Origin of the sequence: Methanobrevibacter millerae, from assembly GCF_900103415.1 — an archaeon.
GTDB classification, from domain to species: domain Archaea; phylum Methanobacteriota; class Methanobacteria; order Methanobacteriales; family Methanobacteriaceae; genus Methanocatella; species Methanocatella millerae.
Map to the genome: position 1 here is coordinate 19,275 of NZ_FMXB01000023.1, position 21,992 is coordinate 41,266.

General features: G+C 39.5%; 22 protein-coding genes. 4 read left to right on the plus strand and 18 right to left on the minus strand.

The window, feature by feature from the left end:
* Positions 1–1,785, plus strand: a complete 1,785-nt coding sequence (locus F3G70_RS10700; protein WP_149732695.1) for a DNA-directed DNA polymerase — start codon at positions 1–3, stop codon at positions 1,783–1,785.
* A gap of 201 nt (positions 1,786–1,986) precedes the next feature.
* On the opposite strand, the gene F3G70_RS10705 is transcribed toward F3G70_RS10700, so the two are convergent.
* The 7 genes from F3G70_RS10705 to F3G70_RS10735 form a co-directional block, all read right to left on the minus strand.
* Positions 1,987–2,346 (minus strand): hypothetical protein, encoded by a 360-nt coding sequence (locus F3G70_RS10705; protein WP_149732696.1) that lies wholly within the window; start codon positions 2,344–2,346, stop codon positions 1,987–1,989.
* 6 nt (positions 2,347–2,352) lie between these two features.
* Complete coding sequence (comC, locus tag F3G70_RS10710; RefSeq protein ID WP_149732697.1) at positions 2,353–3,384, minus strand: L-sulfolactate dehydrogenase; 1,032 nt, start codon at positions 3,382–3,384, stop codon at positions 2,353–2,355.
* An 11-nt stretch (positions 3,385–3,395) separates the two neighbouring features.
* Positions 3,396–4,415, minus strand: a complete 1,020-nt coding sequence (gene purM, locus F3G70_RS10715; RefSeq protein WP_149732698.1) for a phosphoribosylformylglycinamidine cyclo-ligase — start codon at positions 4,413–4,415, stop codon at positions 3,396–3,398.
* A 79-nt stretch (positions 4,416–4,494) separates the two neighbouring features.
* On the minus strand, positions 4,495–6,408 hold the full coding sequence (locus tag F3G70_RS10720) for a beta-CASP ribonuclease aCPSF1 (protein WP_149732699.1): 1,914 nt from the start codon (positions 6,406–6,408) through the stop codon (positions 4,495–4,497).
* 132 nt (positions 6,409–6,540) lie between these two features.
* Positions 6,541–7,155, minus strand: a complete 615-nt coding sequence (gene psmB / locus F3G70_RS10725; RefSeq protein WP_149732700.1) for an archaeal proteasome endopeptidase complex subunit beta — start codon at positions 7,153–7,155, stop codon at positions 6,541–6,543.
* Positions 7,156–7,440: 285 nt separating this feature from the next.
* Positions 7,441–8,703 carry an RNA-guided endonuclease IscB gene (iscB, locus tag F3G70_RS10730; RefSeq protein ID WP_149732701.1) on the minus strand — a complete coding sequence of 421 codons (1,263 nt, stop codon included), beginning with the start codon at positions 8,701–8,703 and terminating at the stop codon, positions 7,441–7,443.
* 418 nt (positions 8,704–9,121) lie between these two features.
* The gene (locus F3G70_RS10735) at positions 9,122–9,328 is read right to left on the minus strand and encodes a hypothetical protein (RefSeq protein ID WP_149732702.1); all 207 of its coding nucleotides are present in this window, start codon (positions 9,326–9,328) and stop codon (positions 9,122–9,124) included.
* A gap of 585 nt (positions 9,329–9,913) precedes the next feature.
* Here F3G70_RS10735 and F3G70_RS10740 point away from each other — a divergent pair.
* Complete coding sequence (locus F3G70_RS10740; RefSeq protein ID WP_149732703.1) at positions 9,914–10,636, plus strand: class I SAM-dependent methyltransferase; 723 nt, start codon at positions 9,914–9,916, stop codon at positions 10,634–10,636.
* Here F3G70_RS10740 and cofG read toward each other — a convergent pair.
* The 5 genes from cofG to F3G70_RS10765 all read right to left on the minus strand — a co-directional run bounded on the left by cofG (position 10,614) and on the right by F3G70_RS10765 (position 15,145).
* Positions 10,614–11,711, minus strand: coding sequence for a 7,8-didemethyl-8-hydroxy-5-deazariboflavin synthase subunit CofG (cofG, locus tag F3G70_RS10745; protein WP_149732704.1), 1,098 nt, complete (start codon positions 11,709–11,711; stop codon positions 10,614–10,616). The two genes, F3G70_RS10740 and cofG, sit on opposite strands and share 23 nt — an antisense overlap.
* 5 nt (positions 11,712–11,716) lie before the next feature.
* A complete protein-coding gene (locus F3G70_RS10750) occupies positions 11,717–12,157 on the minus strand; it encodes a DUF2120 family protein (RefSeq protein WP_149732705.1) in 441 nt (146 codons plus the stop codon).
* 12 nt (positions 12,158–12,169) lie between these two features.
* Positions 12,170–13,108 carry a GTP cyclohydrolase MptA gene (gene mptA, locus F3G70_RS10755; RefSeq protein ID WP_149732716.1) on the minus strand — a complete coding sequence of 313 codons (939 nt, stop codon included), beginning with the start codon at positions 13,106–13,108 and terminating at the stop codon, positions 12,170–12,172.
* Between the two features lie 193 nt (positions 13,109–13,301).
* Entirely contained in the window at positions 13,302–13,778 is a 477-nt protein-coding gene (locus F3G70_RS10760) for an Lrp/AsnC family transcriptional regulator (protein WP_149732706.1), read from the minus strand.
* Positions 13,779–13,990: 212 nt separating this feature from the next.
* Positions 13,991–15,145, minus strand: a complete 1,155-nt coding sequence (locus F3G70_RS10765) for a tRNA (guanine(10)-N(2))-dimethyltransferase (RefSeq protein WP_149732707.1) — start codon at positions 15,143–15,145, stop codon at positions 13,991–13,993.
* 76 nt (positions 15,146–15,221) lie between these two features.
* Between F3G70_RS10765 and F3G70_RS10770 the strand changes: the two genes are divergently transcribed.
* Positions 15,222–16,328, plus strand: coding sequence for a DegT/DnrJ/EryC1/StrS family aminotransferase (locus tag F3G70_RS10770; RefSeq protein ID WP_149732708.1), 1,107 nt, complete (start codon positions 15,222–15,224; stop codon positions 16,326–16,328).
* A gap of 19 nt (positions 16,329–16,347) precedes the next feature.
* On the opposite strand, the gene F3G70_RS10775 is transcribed toward F3G70_RS10770, so the two are convergent.
* Positions 16,348–16,653, minus strand: a complete 306-nt coding sequence (locus F3G70_RS10775; RefSeq protein WP_149732709.1) for an MTH1187 family thiamine-binding protein — start codon at positions 16,651–16,653, stop codon at positions 16,348–16,350.
* A 52-nt stretch (positions 16,654–16,705) separates the two neighbouring features.
* On the opposite strand from F3G70_RS10775, the gene F3G70_RS10780 reads away from it, so the two are divergent.
* Positions 16,706–17,581 carry a TIGR00269 family protein gene (locus F3G70_RS10780; RefSeq protein ID WP_149732710.1) on the plus strand — a complete coding sequence of 292 codons (876 nt, stop codon included), beginning with the start codon at positions 16,706–16,708 and terminating at the stop codon, positions 17,579–17,581.
* On the opposite strand, the gene F3G70_RS10785 is transcribed toward F3G70_RS10780, so the two are convergent.
* The 5 genes from F3G70_RS10785 to F3G70_RS10805 all read right to left on the minus strand — a co-directional run bounded on the left by F3G70_RS10785 (position 17,540) and on the right by F3G70_RS10805 (position 21,692).
* Positions 17,540–18,487: a calcium/sodium antiporter gene (locus tag F3G70_RS10785; RefSeq protein ID WP_223166078.1), complete on the minus strand. Its 948-nt coding sequence runs from the start codon at positions 18,485–18,487 to the stop codon at positions 17,540–17,542. The two genes, F3G70_RS10780 and F3G70_RS10785, sit on opposite strands and share 42 nt — an antisense overlap.
* Positions 18,488–19,810, minus strand: a complete 1,323-nt coding sequence (locus F3G70_RS10790) for a hemolysin family protein (protein ID WP_149732711.1) — start codon at positions 19,808–19,810, stop codon at positions 18,488–18,490. It abuts the gene before it with no gap.
* Positions 19,811–19,827: 17 nt separating this feature from the next.
* Positions 19,828–20,040: a DUF1922 domain-containing protein gene (locus F3G70_RS10795; protein ID WP_149732712.1), complete on the minus strand. Its 213-nt coding sequence runs from the start codon at positions 20,038–20,040 to the stop codon at positions 19,828–19,830.
* Positions 20,041–20,156: 116 nt separating this feature from the next.
* Positions 20,157–21,317 carry a TraB/GumN family protein gene (locus tag F3G70_RS10800; protein WP_149732713.1) on the minus strand — a complete coding sequence of 387 codons (1,161 nt, stop codon included), beginning with the start codon at positions 21,315–21,317 and terminating at the stop codon, positions 20,157–20,159.
* Between the two features lie 69 nt (positions 21,318–21,386).
* Positions 21,387–21,692, minus strand: coding sequence for an HAD family hydrolase (locus F3G70_RS10805; protein WP_149732714.1), 306 nt, complete (start codon positions 21,690–21,692; stop codon positions 21,387–21,389).
* Between the last annotated feature and the right edge of the window lie 300 nt (positions 21,693–21,992).

Consider the following 21,992-nt stretch of genomic DNA (forward strand, 5'->3'; position numbering starts at 1 on the left):
ATGGAAAAGGAAGTTGTTATTTTAGACATTGACTATATCTCATATGAAGAAAGGCCTGTAATACGCCTCTTTTCAAAGGATGGGGACAAGAACGTTGTATTAATAGACGATTCGTTCACTCCATACCTTTACGTTTACAGCAAAAACCCTGATGATTGCATAAAGGATTTGGAAGAGCTTTTGGAAGACATTGAAATAGAAAAGGTAGTAAAAAAGGACTTCCAGATTGAAAAAACCTTCATTAAGGTAACTTTCACCCATCCCCAGGAGCTTTCAAAGCACAGGGACGAAATCAGGGATTTGGACAGCGTAATTCAAATCAGGGAATTCGATATTCCATTCTACAGAAGATACCTGATGGACAGGGACGTCATTCCGATGACAAAGGTAAGGGCTTCAGGGGAAGTCATAGATTCCTTTTCGGCTTTAGAAAGTGTTAAGCATGACGTTGAAATAATAAAGCTCGACAAGCCTTTGGAAAGGGTGGATGACAACATAAACGATTTCAGGATTTTAAGCTTTGATTTGGAAGTTAGAAACCCTCACGGCATGCCCGATTCCGAAGAGGATGAAATAATCATGATAGGAGTTGCAAGCAACTTCGGCGTAAATCAGGTAATATCCACCAAGACAAAGTCCTCAGGTGAATGCGAATTCGTAAATCAGGTTGAATCCGAAGAGAAAATGATTCAAACCTTTGTAGATATCATCAAAGAGAATAACGTTGACATTATCGTCGGCTACAACTCAGACAATTTCGATTTTCCATATATAATTGACAGGGCCAAGATTTACGGCATCGACCTGGACCTTGGAATGGACGGCTCAGACATTCGCTTCATTAAAAGGGGCTTTAACAATGCGGCATCAATGAAAGGATTAATTCACGTTGATTTATACCTTGTCATGAGAAGATACATGTCTCTTGAGCGCTACACTCTTGAAAGGGTTTATTATGAACTCTTCGGTGAGGAAAAAATTGACGTTCCCGGAGACCGCATATGGGAATTCTGGGACAACGGAGGCGACGAGCTGGATAATTTATTTGATTACTCTCTTGATGACGTAGTATCCACGTTGAAAATCGCAGAACAGACTCTGCCTCTCAATTTGGAATTGACCCGTATTATCGGGCAGCCGCTTTTTGACGTAAGCCGTATGGCAACAGGCCAGCAGGCGGAATGGTTTTTGGTAAAGCAGGCTTATTTTGATGATGAAATCATTCCAAACAAGCAGGGATCCAACTTTACCGACCGCGCAAACGCCGAGGACAATGAAGGGGGATTCGTTCTCGAGCCGGACAAGGGACTTCATGAAAATCTGGTCCAGTTCGACTTCAGGAGCCTGTACCCGAGCATTATCATCTCCAAAAACATTTCACCGGACGTTCTCATAACGGGGGATGTAGATAATCCCGATGACTATAACATTTCACCGGAACACGATTTGAAATTCAAAAAGACTCCTCAGGGATTCATTCCTTCAGTCATTGATAAAATCCTTCAGGAACGTTTCAGAATCAAGCGTGAAATGAAGGCAAGTGACGATCCCACAGAGAAAAAGTCCCTCGACGTACAGCAACAGGCCATTAAAAGGCTTGCAAATACGATGTATGGTATTTACGGTTTTCCACGCTTCAGATGGTATTCCTTTGAATGCGCAAAAGCCATTACTTCATGGGGAAGGCAGTACATTAAGCATGCCATGAAGGAATCTGAAAAGTACGGTTTCAAGGCAATCTATGCTGATACCGACGGGTTTTATGCTAAATATGAGAAGAAATGATATTTTTTTTTGAAATTAATTCTGTACTTCTCATGTTAATCTTTTTTTTTAATTTATGCGTGTTCGCATTTTACGAACGCTACTATATAAATGACCGCTCGCATTTTACGAACGCAGTGAAATTGTTATCTAAAATTAAAATAATTATTTTTTAAAAGTGATTGTTAATAAATGGTAAACTAATAAAAAAAGAAAAGAGAATTATTTCAATTCTTCTCTTACATCATTGGCGGCTACAACGAGCAGTACTGAAAATGCTAAAAGCAATAGGCTGAACCCGATTACAATGAAGTTCAGCACTGCAATTACGATGTAGGCTTTCCAGACTACATCATCGTTATCATATCTTGTTGAAAGAAAATAGATTACGGCAGCAAAGATAAAGTAAAATATCACGCCGAAAACCAAATCGGAAATGGAAGCTCCTCTTTGAGCCAATAATGCAGCACCGGTATCTGAGTTCAGTGCAAGTGCAACGACCAAAAGCAGGACGCCTGCAATTACATAGGCGTAGGACGTTATTTTTGCTAAGGTTCTTCCTCTTCTTCGCTCTTCAAACATGCCAATCTATTCTTCAAGGTATGAATCCAAATCAATGTCTAAATCGTCACAGATTCCTTTAAGCTGTTCATATAGCTTTTCATCGATTTCGATTCCGTTTTCTTCAGCGTCTGCGATTCTTTTGACTTCCAAATCTCCCGGAATTGCAACGGTTTCGCCGGTTGCCCTTACCTGGGATACGAAGTCCTCGGTATTTGCCACGAAGTCTCCGAAGTCTCCGAATTTGGACGGATCGATTGCTAAATATAAGTCTCCTTTTGTACAGTTCTTGTCAGGGGAAGCGGTACCGGTTACGCCGTGGCCGTATCCTGCCTGTACAAGAGGTCCTGTTAATATTTCAACCATTAATGCAATGGCGTATCCCTTGAATCCGCCGAAAGGAAGGATTGATCCTCCGTCAAGGGCAACTTCAGGGTCGGTTGTTGGTTTTCCTTCCTTGTCAAGCGCCCAACCTTCAGGCAATTCAAGTCCTTTTCTTTTTGATTCGATAATCTTTCCACGTGCGGTAACTGATGTTGCCATGTCCACGGTAATGTAGGTTTCTGATGGAATACCGATAGCTATTGGGTTTGTTCCAATCAATGCTTCCTTACCGCCTAATGGTGCGATTGCAGGGTCGGTATTTGCGATAACTATTCCGATAACGTTTTCCCTTAAGGCCAAGTCTGAGTAGAATCCGGTCACTCCGAAGTGGTTTGTATTGTGCACACCGACACATCCGATACCGACTTCCTTTGCCTTCTTGATTGCAAGCTGCATTGCTTTGTATGAGACAGCCTGTCCGAATCCGCTGTTACCGTTGATTAATGCGATTGCTGGGGTTTCCTTTTCGATTGTAATGTTGTCTTTTAAGTTGATTGTTCCTGCGTTGATGCTTATTAGATATTGCGGAAATCTTCCAAGTCCGTGTGATGTGAATCCTTTCATGTCTGCGTCGAGGGTAGCTTCAGCCACCAGCTGACAGTCCTCATCACTGGCTCCCAATTTCTTTAATACTTCCTTGACAAGAGCCATTTCGTTATCTTTCATTATCTTCATACTTTCCCTCCCTAGTATTCAATCGTTGAGCCTTCGAAAGCTTCAACAACAATTTTTTCATCGTCAGTTACTTTGCCGATTATTTGGCATTTGCAGTATTCATTTAAGGTGCCCATTATCTTTTCGGCTTCAGCCTCACCGCAGATTACGACAAAGCCGATTCCCATGTTGAATACCTTATACATTTCCTTAATGTCAACGTTCTGTTCGTAGATAAGCTTGAATATTTCCGGTGTTTCCGGAAGATCGTTAATCTCGTATCCGACACCCTTTTTGAGGCGTCTGAGGTTTGTGAATCCTCCGCCGGTAATGTGAGCCAAACCATTGATTTCATATCCCTCTTCAAACAATGCTACAATAGGCTTCACGTAGAGTTCGGTAGGCCTTATGAGCTCTTCGCCGATAGTAGTTTCGCCGTTAGGCATCTTGTCTTTTACGTCAAATCCTGCATCGTCAAACAATGCTTTTCTTGCCAGACTGTATCCGTTTGAGTGGATACCGTTACTTTGAATGCCTATCAGTACGTTTCCAGGCTCGATGTCTTCTCCTGAAATGATTTTGTCAACGTCAACGAAGCCTATTCCTGTTCCAGCTAAATCAAAGTCCTTAATGATGCCAGGCAGTGATGCCGTTTCTCCGCCGATAATTGCTATTCTTGACTCTTCAGCGCCTTTTACCAGTCCTTCAGCTATTTCAGCTGCCCTTTGAGGGTCAGGTTTTTCAACGGCAAGGTAATCGACCAAAGCTATAGGTTCGGCGCCGACGCATAAGATGTCGTTTACCACCATCGCAATACAGTCGATTCCAACGGTATCGTATTTGTTCATCATTTCAGCTATTAGAATCTTACTTCCCACTCCGTCAGTACTCATTGCAATAGCTTTGTCTCCTAATCTAACTAAAGCAGCGTAATGGCCGCTGTCAGTAATAATATCTCTACATTCCAATGTTGATTGGAGTTTGGCAGCTATTTCGGATACTGTCTTTGCTTCCAAATCAATGTCAACACCGGATTCTGAATAAGTAACCATCTATTCACCCATTGCATTTTTTTTATTAAATTAATTTATATTAATTAAATATTTGTCATCGATTAGTATATATTTTTTATTAATGGATTCTTACACAATCTAAATTAACAGGAGTCCTGGTTTCGATTTTATAGCTTCTGTGGATTGATGAAGCCAAATCGACTGCCTTTTTAGGGTCTCCGTGACATGTAATGACTTTTTCAGGTCTTGGATTAAGCCTTTTGACATATTCCATTAATTGCCTTCTGTTGGAGTGACCACTGAATCCGTGAATGGTCTTGGTTTCCATATTGACCTTGAATTCCTTGGTTCTTCCGTCATCGTCTTCAAGAGGCACTTCTTTTCTTCCTTTCTGGATTCTTCTACCCAGTGATCCTTCAGACTGGTATCCTACAAAGATTAAGGTGTTCCTTTCGTCTTCGCACAGCCACTTGAAGTATTCAACGGAGTTTCCTCCGGTCAGCATACCTGAAGTTGAAAGTATGATTGCAGGATTCGGACTTTCGACGATGTCCTTTCTCTGGTTGTGGTTTTGAACCTTTTCAAACATGTCTGAGACGAACGGGTTTCTTCCCATATGGAATATCTGGTCCCTCAAGTCCCTGCTTAAGTATTCAGGCCTTGCGGTGTGGATTGCGGTAGCTTCCCAAATCATACCGTCGATGTAGATAGGCACTTCCTCAATCATTCCGTGTCTCATGTACTCTTCAAGCACTACCATAAGTTCCTGTGCCCTTCCCACTGCAAATACAGGAACAAGAACTTTTCCGCCACGTTTCAACGTTCTGTAGATTGTTTTCATCATTTCCTTTTCTGCGGAGTTTCTTGAAGGCTGAACGTCTTCCCTTCCACCGTAGGTACTTTCCATGATTACGGTTTCAGCACGTGGGAACCTTATTGTTGCAGGCTCCAGAAGCCTTGAAGGCTCATACTTGAAATCCCCTGTGTATACGAGGTTGTGTGCGCCGTCTCCGATGTGCATGTGGGAAATCGCTGAACCTAAAATGTGTCCCGCATTGTGCAGGGTTAAGCGGATGTCCGGTGAAATGTCTGTTACTTCACCGTAGTCTAAAGTGATTGTATTTTTAATAGCCTTGTGGATATGCTTTACGTTGAACGGTAAAGGATTGCCTTCCCTGTGTGCAATATCGATATGGTCGAGCTGGAGTAATGTAGTCAGGTCCCTTGTAGGGGTTGTACAGTAAACCGGCCCTTCATATCCGTAATGGTAAAGGTAAGGCACGAATCCACAGTGGTCAAGGTGAGCGTGAGAAATGATTACCGCATCAAGCTCTTCGATTGAAAATTCGGGAGCGTTCAAGTAAGGGAATGCGGTTTTGTTGTCAGGTGCGGCTACGTTAACGCCGCAGTCAAGTAATACTCTACTGTTAGGGGTCTGCAAAAGCATTGATGAACGTCCTACTTCCTTGAATCCGCCCATGGAAGTAACCCTTGCCCAGTCGTTAGGGTATTTGCTTCCCTGGTGAATCTGGCGTCCGAGTCTCTGAAGCAGCTTTTTCCTGTCTTTGCTGCTGTTTTTCAAGGTCGTTCTTATTTTTCCGATAACGTCAGAGCTGATCGGTGGGGTTCTTAAAATCTTAGGTGCCCAACCAGTATTCTTTACGATATTTCTTGACGTTGCACCGTACTTTCCGATAACGAGTCCCGGCTTTTTGGCCGTAATTACAACTTCGCACGTTACCGTGTCAAAGTAAATGTCTGTAATCTCTGCTCCTTCCGGAACGATTTCATGAATCTTTTCGATGGTTTTTTCCGGTTCAAGCAATGCGCTTTTGTCAGATCTAATAATAATTCTTTTTCTAAGTTCTTTTGCAAGTGACCTTATCAGATCACCGTTTTCAGTAATAACCTGAGGATTTTTGGTATAAACCACCACTTCAGGCCCTTCAAACTCTACTTTTGAAACCTGCGTTGTCTTCGGCAGTTTTGCCATAATCTCTTTTTTAATTTCATCTAAAATATCTGAAGTCATATAATCCCTTCAAAAAAAGTGTAGTGTATAGAATAGTCTGTGAAAAGCCTTTCAGCTATAATCAGTTAACTTCACAAACTATGTACACTTATTATATCAAAAAAAGTTAGTTTATGAAAAATTAGTTATCGCTTATATTTTTTCTAGAACTTCATTAATTTTTTCATTGTCTAACATTTCAAATCCGTCTTTGTCTACTTTAGCAACCAAATATCCGTTTCCGGAATATGTGTCACGTTCAGCAGCTGCTCTTATAGCTCTAATGGCTATTTCAATTCCTTCGTCAGTTGTAAGATCATCCCTGAACCTGTCTTCAAGAACACCGTATGCAACGATGGATCCAGATCCGGTTGATATATAAGTATCTTCAATCATACCACCAGCTGGGTCAAGTGAATAAAGGGAAGGTTTGTCTCCATCCATTCCACCGAGCAAGGTCTGAACATACATAGGTCCTGAACGCAATATGTTGGCAGTCAATGATGCAGCTGCTTTAACGCTTATTGCATCGTTGTTTCTCATCTGATAGAGTGAAACTTCTGCTTCAATTATTTTCATAAGACTCTGTGCATCTCCAACTGAACCAGCTATGGTTGTTACGATGTGATCGTCAATTTTAAATATTTTTTCTGCGACTTTGTGAGCTACAAGGTTACCCATACTAGCTCTTCTTTCGCTTGCAAATACAACTCCGTCCTTACAGGTAATACCTACGGTCGTTGTACCTTCCAAAATTTTGTCATCCATTTAAAAACACCTCTATAAGTATTTAAAATATAATTTCAACTACTTCTAGGTTATCTTAATAAAATATTGTTTAATTTTATTTAAAATCAGAATCAATGTGTCAGTTTAAACTAACAATTTAATATTAGCTATTGGAGTATATAAATGTTTTCTTTAATTTCTCAGACATTAATGCTGATTTATATATTTTGGGATTTCTTCTTTTGAAAGGCCTGTGATTTTTTCCAATTCATTTATCAAACTTATATTTGTGTATCCTAAATCCTTATTGTCTTGTTTTCCATCTTAATTAGGCAGGGATACCTTGATCTCTTTTGGTCGTGGAGGAATTGTCCATCTCCAATCTACTAACCAACCTTTAATAGGTTCTAATAATTTTAACTTCTTACTGTTTGTGCTTTGGCTGATAACTGTCCCATCAAATGATTTTAACTGGAAGTAGCCGTTGCTGCGTTTTCCGGTAATGAAACATTCAATGCCGTTATACATTACTTTATCGTATCTTCTAAAGTCATTAATGATATAATGTGATTGGTTTTTTCTGCGTTTTCCTCCTTTGCTTGGTTTGGCTTTATGGATTTGTCGGTTGTGTCTTCTTACTTTTTTAAACAAATATTCAATGCTGGATTGTTCTGCTTGTGGATTGTGGCTGATTATAAAAGCGTCATTGCAATGGGACTTAGGAATGCCTAGTTTTTCACGGTTATATTTGGTTAAATAGCCAAATGTTTCATGAACATTGTCAAATTCTTTTTTAAGTAGTTCCATAAGTCTTTTTCGTATGATATTCATATGGGAAGTATGATTGAATCTTGTTACTTTCTTGTTAAATTTTAATTCGCCGTTATGGACTTTATGATGACATTCGCTGCATAGTGTTGTGAGATTTTCCATTCGGTTAGATCCGCCTTGGCTTTTGGGTATTATGTGGTGAGCTTCGAATTTTACTTGTTTTTTTCCACATATTTGGCAGGTATATTTGTCTCGACTTAAAACGGCTTGTTTTACATTATAAAAATCTTTGCCTTCACCGTTTTGGTATTCAACTCCTTGTACATTAGGATTTTTTAATTTGTGAGTGTCGAATTCTGCAGTTTCAACAATTATATTCTGTATGGGAATAATGTTGCAGACTCGTTTGATAATGGTGAGGTGGCAGTCTATCTTATGCTGAATGCTTGGAGCCAGTTTTCCTTTTTTGCCACGATTTTTAAATCTTGGCGGACGATACCTCAATTTTCTTGTCCTGCGATTTCTACGTAGAATACTTCGGTTTTCTAGTAATTTAGGAATGTCCCGTCGTAATTCTACAGTGGCTTTAAACAATTCCTTATTAGTGGTTGTTGCGGATAAGCCCACATATTTGCTTCCTGCATCAACACCTAAATTAACAGGTTGTTTATGTCCATAACTGCCATACAACAATTGTATGGTGAATGGTGTTCTATTTACCACTTTTGCTTTTTTTTCTTTCAATAATATTCTTGCTTTTCTTGGTTTACATGGCATCAAAGGTTCACCATGCATGTTTAGTACGTAAACAAACATAATGTTTACCTCCTATTCCTGAGTTATTTTATCCCTCGACAAAGTTATCCCAAGGTTTTAGATTGTAAGCAACACTGTTCCTACCATCACAGAACTTGTTTAATCACTTACCGTAGAGCGTGGAACTGGGATTAAACATTCCACGGTACCTATGATATTCTTGGGTAACGTAGACCACGATTTAATGGTCTGAGTCTATTAAACTTGTAGATTCCCAGAAAATTCTAGAAATCTACGGCTTCTATAAGCCGTGGTAGTTTAACTATTAAACCTCTTTTTTTCATATTATCTCCTGTGTGCATTATCATTTTGTGCTGCAGTTGCTTTGTTGTCTGTATGTGGTTATATTTTTTCTGGTTAATGTATGGTGTTGTTGTGGTTTTTAGAATTTCGGAGAGTTTTTGAGTTGGGTGGTTGATTATTGATTTTGGATGGCTTCAATTTCTGTTATTGACAGTCCTGTGATTTCTGATATTTTTTCTAATCCGCAGTTTAGTATTGTTAATCTTGTTATTGCACTTTTTAATGAGATTTCGTTATCATTTAATAAATCTCGAATTGTTTCTATTTTTCCTGTGTTGTATTGTTCTTCTCCATAATCTTTTATAAAATCTACGTTGTTCATAAAATCCCTCACTTGTTTATTAATTTCTTCTGAAAAAATGGTTAATTAACTACCAATAAGCAAAATATATTAATTAAACATAATACTATCTCCATTATTAGTAAAGTTATAACTATTTTTTTATTATATGCTTTTTTTTGAGCAATCATATAAACTATTATTATTAATATTAATGTAATTAGTATTGTGATTATTAACATTATTTTTTATTCCCCCCTAAATCTTAAATATTTAAATAATCATATAATACATCATAGTGGGATTATTAATCCCACTCTGTATTATATAAAGTTAGTATCAACATACACATCCCAATCAGAATGTTAATCATGTTGAATACTAACTCTAAGAACTCAATTTCCACCACCTCCTATTAAGTTCTATACAATATTATGGTTATACTACTATTTAAATTGCTTTGTTTTGAGTTAGAACAATTCTTATGACTCAAGGAAACATTTTTGACTCAAAGCAATTCTTAGAAGTGAAAACAATACTTATGAGTTAGAACAATTCTTAGCAGTGACGACAATTCTTAGTGGTGAGAACAATTTTTATATACAATCCGATTCATATAATCTTTTAATGAAATATAAAAAAATCGGTGATATTCTAATTTTAGATGAAAATCCAGGTAATTTGGATGAATTGGCCAGAAAGCATAATGTTAAAACGATAATGAGAATCAATCATATTCAGGGCACTAAAAGGGAACCTTCTTATGAGGTTTTATATGGCAGCGAAACCGAAACCGTCAACAGAGAGAACAAGTGCCTGTTTAAGCTTGATTTGTCAAAAGTGATGTGGTCAAAGGGAAATACGAATGAACGGTTGAGAATTGCCAAAATGGTCAAAAAAGACGAAACGGTCCTTGACATGTTTGCGGGAATCGGATACTTTTCCATTCCGATAGCTGTCCATTCCGATGCAAAGAAAATAATTTCCATTGAAATCAATCCCAATTCCTATCATTACCTGTGCGAAAACATTAAATTAAACAAATGCGATAACGTTACTCCGGTTTTGGGCGATTGCCTTGTTGAAACTCCAAATTATAAGGCTGACCGTATTGTGATGGGTTATGTCAAGACCACTCATCATTACCTTAAGGTCGCCGTCAACAGCCTCAATGAGGGGGGAATTATCCATTATCATGAAACTGTTCCCGAAAAGCTGATTGAAACGAGACCAATTTCAAGAATAAGGGACGCTGCCGGTGAGAGAAACGTTGAGCTTTTAAAAATAAATAAGATTAAAAAATATGCTCCAGGTGTGGAGCACGTAGTTATAGACGCTTTAATAGATTAAGGGTCTTTTCCAGAAGCCTGTCGTTAAGCCATTCGCTTGTAACGTACTTTTCATAAATGCAAAGCCTTTCTGTTAACTCAAAGCCTTCGCTTACGGTTAAGTTTCTAAGCACGTCTATTGTGGGCCATGGAGATGTCGGATTGACGTAATCGATGCTTACAGGTGAGACTCCGCCCCAGTCGTCGGCTCCGCAAAGCAGGAAGCTCTGGGCGGTATCGTAGTTTAAGTTCGGCGGCACCTGAATGCTTACGTCGGTATCTCCAAAAAGCATTGTGGCTGCCGTAACGGTCCTTATCATGTCAAGAAGGCTAGGTTCTGGCCAGTCCTTCATTTCAATGTCAGGCGTTGAGGTAAAGTTCTGTATGATGATTTCCTGGATATGGCCGTATTCATCATAGATTTCACGGATGTCAAAAAGGGAATCTACAATTTCCTCTTTTGTCTCGCCGATACCTATCAGTATGCCTGTAGTGTATGGAATCTTCAGCTTTCCCGCATTTGAAATGGTTTCAAGCCTTAATTTAGGATCCTTTCCCGGACTTTTTTTATGAGCCGGAAGCTCCATCAGCCTTTCGGAGGAGTTTTCAAGCATCAGTCCCATGGACACGTTAACTTCCTTAAGTCTTTTTAAGGCGTCATAGCTGAAATTGCCTCCGTTGGTGTGGGGAAGCAGGCTTGTTTCATCAAGGGTCATCTCGCAGATGTCAACGATGTAGTCGACCATGCTGTCATAGCCCCAGTCATTCAGTCTCTTTAAAACCACTTTGTCCTCGTCTGCATCTTCGCCGAAGGTAAACAGAGCCTCCTTGCAGCCGTACTCTTCAGCTGTCTTGAGCTCTTTAAAAACCTCTTTTTTGCTTTTCAGAATAATGGCTTCGGAATCGTTTGAATCCTTTTTAAAATTACAGTATCCGCAGTCGTTTCTGCAGATTTCAGTTAATGGTATAAAAACGTTTTTAGAATAAGTAATAAGATTATTCTTCCTGTATCGTGCCGCTTTGGCCATATATTTAAGAAGGTCTAAACGTTTTGCGTTCAATACGGAAAGAATATCTTCTTTTGTGTATTTCGTCATGTTTTTTACTCGACTCTTTCGGAAACGGTAACTTCAACATATAGCGGCGGAATTCCGTTTTTGTCTTCCCAAACTGCGATGATAACGTCAAAGCTTGGAAGTTCAAAAACCTTATAGACAACCACAAGCCCCATTGATTCAAGCTCTTCCTTTACCCTTGAAAAGCCTTTGCCGTCAACGGTTACGGTTGTCAATTCGCTTTCCTTTATATGCTTGTCACCCAGTTTCATTATTTCTTCGATTTTGGTGGATGTTGCAGGAATTTCAACGCCGCCAAGTTCCTCACCGATTTCTAAAACCTTGCTTTCAAGCTCGTCAACCGGTATTGCTTTTCTTGTACGGCTTCTAACGATTAATATCTTGTCGTTGTCGATTGCCGGACGGGATCCTTTAAATGAATCGAAAAATCCCATAACGCTTCCTGCAATTTCGTATCTCTTTAGCATTGCATCAAGTCCTTACATGTTTAATTCGGCTTTCAGTTCGCCCATAGTCGTTACTTTTTCCGCATATGCGTTGTGTCTGTGGATACTTTCTTCGTTTTCCTGTCTTGCAGTAATTAATGTCTCGTCAGGCAGGTCTGAGTATTTCTCAGCAATCATTTCCATCATGTTTCTCACACAGTCCTCAACGAATGCAGGGTTTCTGTGGGCGTTCAGGACATTTGCGTTCTCGTCAGGTCTTTTGAGAAGTTCAAATACTGGTGCAGACATTGACTTTTCGATGATTTCGATGATATCCTCCCCTTTGACTTCCCATCCTTCAGGAACTTCAATCAATAATGTTCCGATACCTCTCTGGTTGTGGGATGCGAAAGTCACTGTATCAAGCACTTTCTGTGTGGTTTCTTCATCCAGGAATTCCAGCAATCTGATTTTGTCGGATTCCCTTACGGATTCCTGGGCGCATGGGCAAACGGTCATTCCAACCAGTTCCGCACCGATGCTTTTCCTGATTTCCACGTTTCCTTCTTCATCTCTTAAGCCGACTGCCTTTGCTTTGAGATTGCACATTTCCTGTGTTTCCCTTTTGGTTGCAGGTGACTCTCTCATGAACATGTAGTCGCTTGTCATGGAAATTTCAACACGTTCAGCGTATTCGTGCTTTTCCATCATCCTTTCAACAATCTTTGCACATAATGATTCCACTCCAACACTTTTGTCTTTAGAAACGTCATCCAAAACTTCGCTGATAGCTTCGGGGTTTCTTGACATATGCACTCCTTTCTGATTGTTTGGCAAATCAACAAATGCATCAAAGGTCGGCAATAGAATTATTGGTCTTTTATTTGCTCGTTCGAGTTGCAATAGTTTTTTAACACCGGTTACTCCTACTCTAGTCAGTTTAATAGGAATATGCGGTGCACCGTCTTGGGTGTCTGGTAAACAAACTGCCAATTTCATAACCTCTAATTAATATTTGATAATATAAGTTTTTTGTTTTCAAGATATTTAAATTAATATCATATAAAAATTTTAGATTTTTTTGATAGATTTTAAAATTTTTTGAAAAAAAGTAGATATTCAGTTTGATTGACTGTTCAATAAATAAAATAAAAATAGTTAATACAGTAGGGTTTTGCTACTGTATCTATAAGATGTTAGATGATCCCATATCCTCTTTGATTACATCCAGTACGGTTTGGGTGTAAGTCCTTTCAATGATTGGGTCTTTCAACAGTTCTTTGATGAATGAATTCAATTCGTTGGTGTTTCTGAATTTAGCTATCAGGAACGCGTCGTATTCTCCTGTAACATCATATATGCCTACAACGTTTTTATTGAAGAAGGTTTTTTCTTCCCAGTTTTTGAGTTTTCCGCCTTTTACTCTTACTCCAATAATCGTTGTCAATACGAATCCCAGTTTTTCATGGTCAATGACCGGTGAAAATTTCTTGATAACGCCGGTTTTAACCATCTTGTCGATACGGTTGTGAATGGTTCCGACTGAAACGTCGAGGTCTCTTGAGATTTGTCTGTAAGATGTTCTTACATCCTTGTTGATGATTTTTAAGATTTTTACATCTGTTTCATCTAGCTTTACTATGTTGTCTTTTTCTTTAACCATTAGTTTTATCCTCCCATTTGGATATGTTTTATAATATTTATATTGTATTATAAATTATTTAAACATTTTGTATTTTTTTATAATAATGTAATATTTTTTTATTGAAATTCATTTATATTAATGTATTAAAATTGTAATAAATTGGATTGCATTCTATTAATTAGGGCTTCGTTTAGCCATTTGTAATATTGTTTAGAAAATTTTTGAAAATTCTAGAAATTTAATAGAATTTCCTTAATGTCATTAATGCCGGCATCTGTTTTTATTCCGATTGGGCTGAAATGGGTCTTGACGGCTTTAAAGCCTTTATTTTCCAGTTCATCAAATATTAAATCAAGCTTTGGGGCGCTAATCTTCAATGCTTTGCAAATGCTGTGAACGTCGTAGAATGTGGCCGGGCTTTCGGCTTCGTTAAGGCAGCTCGTAAGCAGTTTCAATAACTGGTTTTTGGTGTTCAGTTTCTTGTTTTCAGATTCCTTAATCATTTTTGATATGAATTCGCTGTTTTGAATGTCTCCAAGCCATAGCGGACCTGCATGAATCAGTTTTTCGCCGCATTCGGGACATGTTTCAGGGATTGGCGTTGCAAGTCCCTTATTGGTTTCCCGGTAGAGGCACTCCTTACAATGGCTTATGTATCCGATATTTTTTAGTGATTCGTCACTTTTTTTGGAACCTTTCTTGACATATAGGTATAATCTCATGTAATGTTCTGTACTGTGGGACAAAAGCACTTCAATGCACTTGGCGTATTTGGATAGTGTCAATGCGCAGAAGCCAGCAAGGATTCTGATGCCGGTTTCATGGCAGTATTCGCTTTTGTATGGTTTTGAATTGTATTTTCTGATGCACGGTTCCTTGTAGGTTCCGCAAAGGGCTGAAGTGTCCGTTGCGGTAACGCATAAAAGTGATTCCCTTCTGGCGCAGTATCCGGCTGAGTCGAGAAACGGTGAAGGAGTTCCGAACGGATCGATGTCGATGACGTCGAATATTCCTCTGTTGCTTCTTAAAAACATGCTTGCGTCATGCTGGTGGACGCTTATGTCCTTTAAATGATTTATTTTAATGTTGTGCTCCTCGAATTCATTTGCAAGTTCGCTTATGTCGTTAATGTAGACGTCGCCCACACCGTTGATTTCGTTTTTATAGCGAACTCCCCTTATTCCGCTTCCTCCAAACAAGTCGCAGATGTTTATTTCACGGTTCTGCTCTTTTTGAAATGTCTGCAATGCAAGAATGGAGATGTCCCTGTTCATTTCCATCTGGGGATTGTAGAAAACGGGAGCGTCTGATGATACCTTTTCGTACTCGGGAAATTCAATTTTCGTCAGTCCCTCTTCAATTGTTATAATCTTATAATCGTCCAAAATAATCACTTTTAACTTTAATTAAGTAATATTTTAAATATTATTAAATTTAAATATATTGTAAAAGGTGATATTTGTGTCAGAAATTAAAGTTCCAATAGCAAAACCGATTATAGGGCAAGAAGAAATTGATAACGTGGTTGAGGTTTTAAAATCAGGAATGATCGCTCAGGGACCTAAGGTTGCTGAATTTGAAAAAGAATTCTCATCATGGGTAGATGCCGATTACGGTATCGCAACCAACTCAGGTACCGCAGCGCTTCACGTTGCATTGTTGGCAGCAGGCATTGGTGCCGGAGATGAGGTAATTACAACGCCGTTTACTTTCATCGCAAGCGGAAACTCAATCGTCTACACCGGAGCAAAACCTGTCTTTGGAGATATTGATTTAAAGACCTACACTCTGGATCCTGAAACCATTGAAGCGTTAATCACTGACAAGACCAAGGCAATAATGCCCGTTCAATTGTATGGTCAGTCTGCAGAGATGGATGCAATCTGCGATATCGCAAAAGACCATGACTTGCTTGTAATCGAAGATGCCGCACAGGCTCACGGAACTACATACAACGGCAAAAAGGTCGGTTCTTTAGGTGACATGGCATGTTTCAGCTTCTATCCGACAAAGAACATGACAACCTCAGAAGGAGGAATGATTACCACAAATGACGAAAAGCTCGTTGAAGAGGCTCACATTTTCAGGGCCCACGGCTCACGGGTAAAGTATCACCACGATGACATCGGATACAACTTCAGGATGACTGACATTTCAGCTGCAATCGGCCTTGCACAATTGAAGGTAATTGATGAATTCAATAAGAAAAGGGCGGACAATGCGGCCTATTTAAACAAAGGCCTTGCTGATGTTGACGGTGTAATCACCCCTTACGCAAGGGAAGGCTCAAGACACGTTTATCACCAGTACACAATCCGTGTTGAAAAGGGTGAAAGGGATAACTGGCAGGAAATATTAACCGAAATGGGAATCGGAACAGGCGTTCACTATCCTATACCTCTCTACAATCAGCCTATTTATGAGAAAATGGGATTCACCGGCCACTGTCCTAACGCCGAGCTTGCGGCAAGCTCCGTTATTTCACTTCCGGTACATCCTTCATTAACCAGTGATGATTTGGATTTAGTTATCGATGCAGTCGAAACTGCAAGTAAAAAAATAGCTTAAAAGTCATGTCAAATGACTTTTAATCCAACATTTTTTCAACCGTTTCTATTTTTGCATTTAGCGTTCTTTTTTCAACATCCCTTCTGTCGTCTACCTTGATTACCGTATAAACCCTGCCGACGCCTACTTTAAAGACCGCTTCCTGGGCTTCAGCTATCACTTCATATAATTCTTTCAGGCTTTCGGCTTCAATCTGCGTTCCCATTCCCGTCAGCTGGAAATTGAGTCCGGAGTCCTTCACTACCTGAACGGCAGCGGTTACGTAGTCCTTGCATTCGGTTGAATCGCATCCGACCGGCAAAATTGCAAAATCACATGTTATCATATATTATCACTTCCAAAAAATTATTTATTAATCTAATTATAAATCATTTGTTATGGCGAAACTGAATAAGGATGAATTCAATGGGATGATTTTTAAAAGGATTAATGACCTGATTTCAGATTACAAACTGATTAAACAAAACGAGCTCATAGCCGTTGCTTTATCCGGAGGAAAGGACAGCGTTCTGACATTGCATGCCCTTAAAGGATATCAGGAATACGAAGACTTTGATTTGGTAGCGATAAGCGTTGATGAGGGCATTGAAGGTTACAGGCCTCACGGCATTTCATCAGCAGTTAACAATGCAGAAGCCTTAGGGGTGGAGCTGATTCAAAAGTCATTTCTTGAAGAGGAAGGATTTGCCCTTGATGATATCTATCAAGACTTTAAAAGCGCCTGCATTCCCTGCGGAGTTTTCAGAAGAAACATTTTAAACAAAACCGCTTATGAACTGGGCGCTTCAAAAATAGCTACAGGCCATAACCTTGACGATGAAATCCAGTCATTTCTAATGAGCTTTGCAAGGGGCGACACCATCAAATTCTCCAAGTTCGGCCCCGAGCTTGACGTAATCCATCCCAAACTGATTCCAAGAATAAAGCCATTGTGGAACACTTCTGAAAAGGATGTCGGTCTCTGGGCTGTGTTAAACGATATAGATATCCACTTGGATGAATGCCCATATTCGCATCTCTCATTAAGGGCTAAAATAAAGGAATTTCTAAACAACAGTGAGGATGCATATCCCGGATTGAAAAATAATATAATGGAGTCATTTAAAAAGATTTTAACCTTTGAAAATGACATTCAAGCTAATTTAAATGAATGCAAGTTATGCGGCGAGCCGACTTCATCTGAAATCTGCAAGGCCTGTGAAATAAAACAGCTAGTTTCTCAGGACTGCGAAAGCCATGTAAGCGATGAATAATGCCACAAGAATGGCTCCTTCTTTTTTATCGTATTTGTCCTGGGTTTTACCGAATATAAAGAAGAGTATTGTAACGCCAAGCATTAATGCAATGTCTATTATCATGTTCGGGTTAATTGCAATTGGGCTTATTGCGCTGCTTGCTCCGAGTACAAAAAGAATATTGAAAATGTTTGAGCCTATGACATTACCTATGATTAGCTGATTTTCGTCTTTCTTTAAAGCGGTAAGTGAAGTGACAAGTTCCGGCAAAGAGGTACCTATTGCCACAATGGTTAAACCTACCAGTGTTTCACTCATTCCGAATCCCATTGCTATATATGAAGCGCTGTCAACTACCAAATCCGCACCGATTGCAATGCCCGCAATACCGCCGATGATATAGATGGCACTTCTTAAAAGACTCATTTTTGGCTCTGATATGATTTCGGACTCTTTTGATTTTTTTGCATTGTAAACAAGATAAAAAAGGTATCCGATAAGGATAACTAACAGTATGATTCCTTCGATTCTTGAAACGTTCCAGCTTATGAGGATAAACGCAGACAGGATTGCTGTAATAATGACTAAAAAGGGCAAATCCTGATTTAAAACGTCACGGCCAATTTTAAGTTCATTTAAAAGTGCGCACAGACCGATAATCAGGAGCATGTTAAAGAGATTGCTTCCGATAACGTTACTGACAGCCAAAGCGTTGTTTCCGGTTAACGATGAAGTTATTGAAACCGCCGCCTCGGGAGCGCTCGTACCGAAAGCCACAATTGTAAGTCCTACAATCAGCGTTGGAATCTTGAGTATTGAAGCGACGTTGCTTGCCCCGTCAACGAAAAAGTCTGATCCCTTGATTAAAAGCACAAAACCGACAATCAGTAAAACGAATTGTATTCCCATAGCTGCAAAATCCATCTAATCCTCCTCTTGTGAATTGTAATCTTCGCCTAAATCCGTTACAAGAATCTTGTCAATCTGATGGCCGTCCAAATCGACGATTTCGAAAATAAAACGTTCCCATTCGTATTTGTCCTTTACGTCCGGAACGGTTCCGCTTATGCTTAAGATGAAACCTGCAAGGGTTGTAAAACCGTCTTCGTCCTCGTCAGGGAACTTGTCGTCGATATTGAATAATTCCTTGAACCTGTCAATTCCAAATCTTCCGTCTATTAACCAGGTTCCGTCATCTCTCTGGGTTGCTATCGGGTCATCGTCCTCGTCGATTCCCGGAATGTCTCCCACGATTCCTTCCAGCAGGTCGTTTAGGGTAATGAGACCTTCAACGCTTCCGAACTCATCGACTACAAGGGACATGTGAACGTATCCCTGGTTTTCCTTGAACTCCTTTAAAAGCTCTAAAGTCTCCAGGTTTTCTGAAACAACCAGAGGTTCCTTTACGATGGAATTGATGTCGAACTTTTCTCCGCTGAACATCATTGAGAGAATGTCCTTTGCCTGAACGACTCCTATGAAATCGTCAAGCTCTCCATAAGCTATTGGAAATATTGACCTTTTGCTCTCCATGATCTTGACCTTGTTGATTTGCCTGTCGTCTTCAAGGTCAATCCAGATGATTTCGTTTCTCGGAGTCATTATTGATTCGACTTTCTGGTCGTCAAGCTTGAAGACCCTTTTGATGATGTCTTCCTCTTCCTGCTCGATTGTTCCGCCTTCGATACCTTCCTTAATCATCAGTTCGATTTCCTCTTCGGTAACGGTGTCGTCATTCCTGTTTTCAATTCTTAAAAGCCATAAAAGGAAGCTGCTTGACTTTGCAAGAATAAAGCTCACTGGCTTTGAAACCTTTGAGAGAACAAGCATGCTTTTTGCAACTTTAAGTGAAATCCTTTCCGGGTCATTAAGTGCGATTACCTTAGGAACGATTTCTCCTACAACTAATGTAAGGTAGGTGGTGACGATAACGACGATTGCGACGCTTATCGGTTCGCTGTAGGGAACGAATGATATTAATTTGGCCAATGGTTCGGCGAGGGTTACTCCACCGAATGCACCTGTGAGAACTCCGATAAGTGAAATTCCAATCTGTACGGTTGATAAAAATTCGTTTGGATCTTCGAGCAAATCAAAAACGATTTGTGCGTTTTCATTGCCGTCTTCCAAGTATTTCTGCATTTTCGCTTTCCTAACCGACACAACGGCAAGCTCTGCCATTGATAAGTAACCTGTAAATATTATTAAAATTAATATTATAATTATTTCAATTATTTCTCCAGCCATTTTTAACAGACCTTAAATCATAAATCACTGGCCAATATAAAACCAGTGTTACCGTATATTTCGTCCTGCATCTCCTGAACTGCAAGGGAAGCTTCTTCTCTTGTATTAACCTTTTTAAATATTCTGCGCCCCTTGACTTTTATTGTCTTGCCGCATACGCATTTTCTGGTGGCAACGCCTTCCTTTGCGTATAAAACCCTTCCACAGTCACAACGAAATATAAAGTACATGTTAATTTTTCCTAAAATTCAGATTATATTATATTTTTCTTATATATATAAAAAACTTTTTGCAAGTATTAATAGTTATTGATTTTCAAATCCTAATGATTTCAAGTGTTTTCCCGCTATCCTCCGAATATCTTCATGAATAGTGGTATAAATACCTGTGAAGGAAGTATTACTAATGTTGCGATACTTACTGCAAGGTTTGTTCCGATAACCACCAGCAATATTCTGAAAATGTTATTGTTCCACAAATCCCTGAAGCCTTCGACATGCGCAAGGTTCTTGATGTCCCTTTGCCTAACCTTTCTGTATTTGGCTTCGGTGAGGCCTGAAAACCATCCTGCCGCAAGCAAAGGATGAATTATGGTCAGCGGTGCAACCACTCCTCCAACGATAGCTGACTGGATTTTGGAACCGGACAAGATTGATCCTAAAAATCCCATGAGCATGCTGATAACGATGAACTGGTATATGTCATAGGTAATGTTTATCCCGCTAAAAAAAGCCAGAAAAAATATCACAACGAAAAGGATTGGGATTAAAGCCAGGAATACTTTTGTCCATGGTATTCCCTTGCTGTCCTCGATTTTATTGAGCTCTTCGAGAGGCGGAATCGTTTCGGGATTGTCAAGGTATCTGTTGATTCCCGGCTGGTGGCCTGCGCCGACTACTGCAATTACTCTGTCTTCAGGGATTCTAAGAAGGCTTCCCGCAAGATATGCGTCCCTTTCATGGACTAAAACTTCGTATATTTCGGGAGCCTCGTCCTTGAACATGTCAAGCAGGTCATCCAGATTGTCTGGGTTTTTCAAATCCTCGATGTCAATTTCCTCATCTTCCATGTCTGAAGTCAGGATTCCGTAGAGGAACTTGATTTTATCCAAAAAGGACATCCTGTTCAGTGCACGTTCGAGGGTCGTATTGATGTTTCTGTCAATAAGGGCAAGGGGAATTCCCAAATCTTCCGCAGCCTCGATTGCACCAACCATTTCAGAACCAGGGGCAACGTCAACTTCAGCTCCGATTTTGGACTGGAAATAGCTTAAGACTGTTGTAACCAAAAATAAGCTGACCTTGTTTTCCTTTATGATTTTGGTAACGGAAATTGAGTCATCCTCTTCAATTCCCATCATGGACTTCTTAAGTTTCGTATATCTTGCAAAATCAAGCTCAATTGCTACACGGTCAGGCTGTATCTCATAAATCTTGTCCTTGACCTCTTCTACACTTTCAGCAGAAACGTGGGCAGTACCTATGATTGTTAAACATTCTCGTCTCATTTAAAAAACACTCATCAAAAAAATTTTAATATTTTATATTTATTTTTATAAGGTATTTAACTTTTTAGATTATTGGATGATGTCGGGCAGTTCTTTAATGTCATCGATAATTTTTAATGGATAATCGCTTTTGAATGCGTCATTTCTTCCATAGCCCCATCCAACAAGAACAAAATCGATTTCACCGTTTATTGCAGTCTTGATGTCAATCATGGTGTCTCCAATAAAAATCGTTTCCTCTTTGGGGATTTTTAACTTGTGCATTATCTTTTTAACGCCGCATGCCATAGGTTTTGCCGGATTTGAAAAGTCATGGCCTCTGATGTCTGAGAAATTGATGTCATTGAAGAATTCGTCAACGTAGTATTTTATCATAATATTGCAAGAATACCCCAACCGTGCGACAAGCTAGGATCAGTAATTTGTTATATGCTTATTAAAGCATATGTTAGTGCAGTTCTATAAACTGATAATGTTGTTGTGTGCATTATTCTCCCTTGAAACTGCGTCACCGGCAACGGTGAGGTGGGTTGCAAGATAGGTAAAGCATAATCGATGCCATAACTTCCAATGGCACGAATGCGAGAGAAAGATTAGTATTGGTTAACGACAGTGAACTCCTAAAAAAAGCATCGTTATATTCGGCAGTGGGTAGGAAGTTTCGAAGAGCTACTG